Annotated in this window: 5 protein-coding genes; 2 read left to right on the forward strand and 3 right to left on the reverse strand. The window is 69.5% G+C overall.

The genetic code is table 11. The features are described from left to right. Window positions 1-864 (forward strand): hypothetical protein (locus tag ABDW21_RS16240; RefSeq protein ID WP_343603161.1); only part of this gene is annotated, 864 nt, incomplete at its 5' end. A gap of 220 nt (window positions 865-1,084) precedes the next feature. On the opposite strand, the gene ABDW21_RS16245 is transcribed toward ABDW21_RS16240, so the two are convergent. Then, the gene (locus tag ABDW21_RS16245; protein WP_343710742.1) at window positions 1,085-2,698 is read right to left on the reverse strand and encodes a glycosyltransferase family 39 protein; all 1,614 of its coding nucleotides are present in this window, start codon (window positions 2,696-2,698) and stop codon (window positions 1,085-1,087) included. A 180-nt stretch (window positions 2,699-2,878) separates the two neighbouring features. Here ABDW21_RS16245 and ABDW21_RS16250 point away from each other — a divergent pair, with 180 nt between their 5' ends. Continuing rightward, window positions 2,879-3,322 (forward strand): universal stress protein, encoded by a 444-nt coding sequence (locus ABDW21_RS16250; protein WP_343603163.1) that lies wholly within the window; start codon window positions 2,879-2,881, stop codon window positions 3,320-3,322. Window positions 3,323-3,375: 53 nt separating this feature from the next. Here the strand turns inward: ABDW21_RS16250 and ABDW21_RS16255 are convergent, their stop codons facing one another. Beyond that, window positions 3,376-4,062 (reverse strand): MBL fold metallo-hydrolase, encoded by a 687-nt coding sequence (locus tag ABDW21_RS16255; protein WP_343603165.1) that lies wholly within the window; start codon window positions 4,060-4,062, stop codon window positions 3,376-3,378. A 198-nt stretch (window positions 4,063-4,260) separates the two neighbouring features. Further along, the coding region (locus ABDW21_RS16260) for a hypothetical protein (RefSeq protein ID WP_343603167.1) at window positions 4,261-4,548 on the reverse strand (288 nt) is incomplete at its 5' end.

Raw genomic sequence — 4,548 nt, forward strand, 5'->3', positions numbered from 1 at the left:
ATGGATGCCCTCGCCGCCGGACGGCTGACCCGCTCCCTGGACGCTCTGCACGCGGTCGTGTACTTCGCGCCCGAAGCCGACGCGAAGTTCGGCGAGCTCGGCATGGAATCGACGATGCATTATTTCGCCGGCCGGGCAGCGCCGATGGGCGTGGTGGCGGCGAATGTCGTTGCGGCGACGTTCTACAACTTCAGCCCGAAGTTGGTGGCGAGCGCGATCCCGTCCGCCTGGGAGCTGGCGTCGCCGGCCGTGGTGACCCGGGTGCGCTACGAGATCGTCGCGGCGGCGCTGCCGCGGGTCGTCGGCGAAGAGCGCGTCGGCTCAGCGGAACTGGCGCGCGTCACCGCGGCGCTGCGCTCCGTCGCGGAGGCCATCCCGAACGCCGACGGGCGGCCGCTGTATGCCGGCCACGCCGAGCTGCCGTGGCCGGACGCCCCGGTTGAGCAGCTGTGGCATGCCATCACGCTGTTGCGGGAGTATCGCGGCGACGGGCATATCGCGGCTCTGGTGACCCACGGGCTGAGCGGACTGGAAGCGTTGATCACCCACACCGCAACGGGAATCGGCTTCAATCCCGAGTACGCCCGGCGACTGCGGGGGTGGAGTCGCGACGAGTGGAACGCGGCTGTCGAAGGCCTGATCTCGCGGGGCCTGCTGGGTGCCGACGGCGAGCTGACGCCGGCCGGTGCGCAGCTGCGGTCGACCATAGAAGACCTCACCGACGAATTGGGGTTTGCGCCGTGGCGGGCGCTGCCCGCCGATCAGGCCGACGAGCTTGCCGAATTCGCGAAGGCGATTCGGGTGGCCGTCGCCGGCGTGTTCCCGGCCGAGCTGTTCGGCCCGCGACACGGCCAGCCTCGCTAGTGGTCGCGCTCAGATGTTCGTCGGGGTCATCTGTTTGTCGCCAGGTCTGCAGTACGGGCAGGTAGATGTGACTGACGAGGCGTGTGGGTCGATCCCGTTGAGCCCGGTGTCACCGAACGTGAAGCCGTTGCGACAATTGGCCGGATTTTTCGCAAGGGCTTCACGTTCGGTGACCTGACCCCCGGTGCACGGCACCCCGACGAACGTACGAGCGACACCACTAGCCGCGAGTCGATCTCACCACCTGGGCGCGGTGAAACTGCCAGCGCTCGACAATGCGGAATCCGAGTTCGCCGGCGAATTGGTACACCGGCGCATGAGCCAGCAGCGGGCCGGGCGGCAGTGATCGGCCGCTGTGGTGGTCGGGCCCGCTGTTGTGGTCGGGCCCGCTGTCGTGGTCCGGCAGCGTCGGGTCCGGCAGCGTCGGGTCGCGCCCGGAGATCGTCCACACGGTGCTGCATTTGTTCAGCCGGGGCAGCACCAGCCACACCGCGAGGTGGCCGTCCCACAGTCTGCCGCGCTCCCGCCCCGGGGCGCCGCGCTCGATGTCGGCCAGCGGGCGGAAGGCCGCGGGCCGCGTCGCGACCAGCGCGCGGATCGGGCCCGGCGCCCAGCGCACCGTGTTGTCGACCAGCAGGCAGTCACCGGGCGCGGCGTGGGCGGCGACGACGTCGGCGACCTGGCTGTAGTCCCAGCCCTCTTTTGCGTACCTCGTGCGTTGGGAGAACAGGTAATTCGGGACGGCGGCGACGGCGAACAGGATCAGCACCGCCGCGATCGCCCGCGGCGTCGTGGCGACGGTCACGATGCAGACCGCCAGCACGACGGCCATCGCGGGAGCCGTGAAGGTCAGGTAGCGCGCGTAGTAGACCGGATCGCCGAAGGCCGAGTAGATCAGGCTGACGACGGTCGGGGCGACCATCCACGCCACGCAGATACCCAGCAGCTGGCGGATTTCGCCGGCGGGGCCGGGTCGCCCGCAGCGCCACGCGGCAAGCCCAAGAATCAACACGGCCGCGGCCAGGATCGCGAACGGCACGCTGTTGTCGAAGTATTGGTGCGCTGCGACGTCAATCACGTTGTGCCAGCTCAGTCGTGAGATCCACGACACCTGGAAGACCTGGCCGTGCGCGAGCAGCAGGAACGGCGTCGTCGACGCCACCGACACCGCCGACACGGCTGCCCACCGCATCACTACGGGCCTGCGGCGTCCGACGACCGCTGTAGCCACGGCATGGGCCGGCACCACCAGCACCAGGTAGACGTTGAGCAACACCGACAGGATCAGCCCCACGGCGTACAGCAGCCAGCGCCACCACCGGTCGCGTCGGATCGACGCGACCAGCAGCACGGTCAGCCACACCGCGGCAGCCGCCGAGAACGCGTAGGAACGGGCCTCGATACCGGCCAACGTCATGCGCGGCAGGATGGCGAAGATGACACCCGCGCACACCGCGGCGCTGCGCGACGTGAACTGTGTGGCGAACACGACCACGCCGGCGGCGGCGACCCCGACGGCCACCGAACTCGGCAGCCGGCACCAGAACTCCGTCGGCGGGAACACCGTGAACCAACCGTGCATCAGCAGGTAATACAGGCCGTGCACGGCGTCGATGTGGCCGAGCAGCCGCCACAGCTGCGGCAGCGAGCGGCTCGCCGACGCCGAGATGGTCGCGCCCTCGTCGAACCACAGCGACGGCCGGCCGGCAGCCGCGCCGGAGACGACTGCGGCCAGCACTGCCACCCCGAGCGGGTCGAGCAGCCTGCCGCGGCGCCGCGGTCGGCTGCGGTGAGCTGCCGCGATCGCAGGCTTGTCGAGTACGGAGAGGGCCATCGTGCTTGTCACTGTAGGGCTTCGATGCGCGACCCCATCCCCGTTCGGAGTGCGGCGGATTCGCCCGGGTGCACCCCGGCCCGGTTGAGGTCAGCCCGACGTGGCCCAAATCCCCTCATCTGCCTCCTGCAACGCGATACTGTCTTGGGTTGGCGTGGCAACCGACACCTGGGAGGGTAAATGAGCGCCTATCAGACCGTGGTGGTAGGAACCGACGGCTCGGACTCGTCGCTGCGCGCGGTGGACCGGGCGGGAGCCATCGCCGGGACGGACGCGAAGCTGATCATCGCGTCGGCGTACCTGCCCCATGCGGAGGATTCTCGGGCCGCCGACGTGCTCAGGGACGAAAGCTACAAGGTGTCGGGCAGCGCGCCGATCTACGCGATCCTGCGCGAGGCCAGGGAACGGGCCCACGCGGTCGGGGCCGCGAACGTCGAAGAACGCGCTGTCGTCGGCGCTCCCGTCGACGCCCTCGTGGGGCTGGCCGAGGAGGTGAGCGCCGATCTGCTCGTCGTCGGCAACGTCGGCTTGAGCACGATCGCGGGCCGCCTGCTGGGGTCGGTCCCGGCGAACGTCTCGCGCCGGGCCAAGGTCGACGTGTTGATCGTGCACACCACGCCGTGAGCCTGGGCGGGCGTCGCACACCGCGGAGGTGATCTGCGCAACGCACCCCGGCGTCACCACCCCCGTTCGCGCCACTCGCGCAGCCGCGGCCGCTCGGCGCCGAGCGTGGTGTCGTCGCCGTGACCGGGGTAGACCACCGTGGAGTCGGGGTACACGTCGAATACCCGCGTGCTGACGTCGTCGAGCAGCTGGGTGAAGTCGCCGGGTTGCCACGTCTTGCCGACACCGCCGGGGAACAGGCAGTCACCGGTGAACAACTGGGTGACCCCGCCGGTTGCCGGGCTGTCCAGGGCCAGCGCGATCGATCCGGGCGTGTGACCGCGCAGGTGGATGACGTCGAATGTCAGCTTGCCGATGTGCACGGTGTCGCCGCCGGCCAGCAACCTGTCCGGTTTCACCGGCAGCGGCTCGGCGTCGATCTTGCTGGCAGCGGTCGGGGCGCCGGTGGCGGCCGCCACCGCTTGCAGCGCCTGCCAGTGGTCGAAGTGCTGGTGGCTGGTCACGATCAGCGACAGCTTCGGCGCATGGCGCCGGATCAGGTCGAGGAGGACGCCGGCGTCGTTGGCGGCGTCGATCAGCAGGGTTTCGCCGGTTTCCGAGCAGGTGACCAGGTAGGCGTTGTTGTCCATGGGGCCCACCGAGGCCTTGATGATGGTGGCGCCAGGCAGGGTGCGGCGGGCGGCTGTGCCTGGGTCGACGTGTCCGGTGTAATCCTCGCGGAGGCCGTCAGGGGCAGACATACCGGTGAGGTTACGGGTTCCGACACCGAATCACGATCAATACTCAACTCCTGGAAACGGTCGCGCACCCCGGGCGCTGTCGGTTCCGTGCGATGCGACCGAGGGGGCGGATACCATCACGACGATCGACGACGAGATGGGGCGAACGACGGTGTCCGTTGAGCAGCCGTCCGAGTTCGGCCACGCTCGTGTGAGTGATCACCCCGATGTTGCAGCGAGTTGTGAGACGCGCTGAGGGCTCACGTTCAAGATCACCCCGATATCGCGCACGGACAGTCCGCGCGCCCGCAGACGTGCGACCGCGCGGCGAGATGCGCGAGCCGCATCCTGCTGGCTGCGAGCGGCTGCGGCGACGCTTTCTCGGGCCTCACGGGCTTGCGCCAGAACCTGCGGGTCGCCGAGATCCACTTCGCCGATCAGGACCTCGATCTCGTCGACCGGAACCTCGGTGAGCAGGTGGACGGCATCGGCAACCATGGCCGGCAC

This window comes from Mycobacterium sp. (assembly GCF_039583805.1).
Lineage (GTDB): Bacteria > Actinomycetota > Actinomycetes > Mycobacteriales > Mycobacteriaceae > Mycobacterium.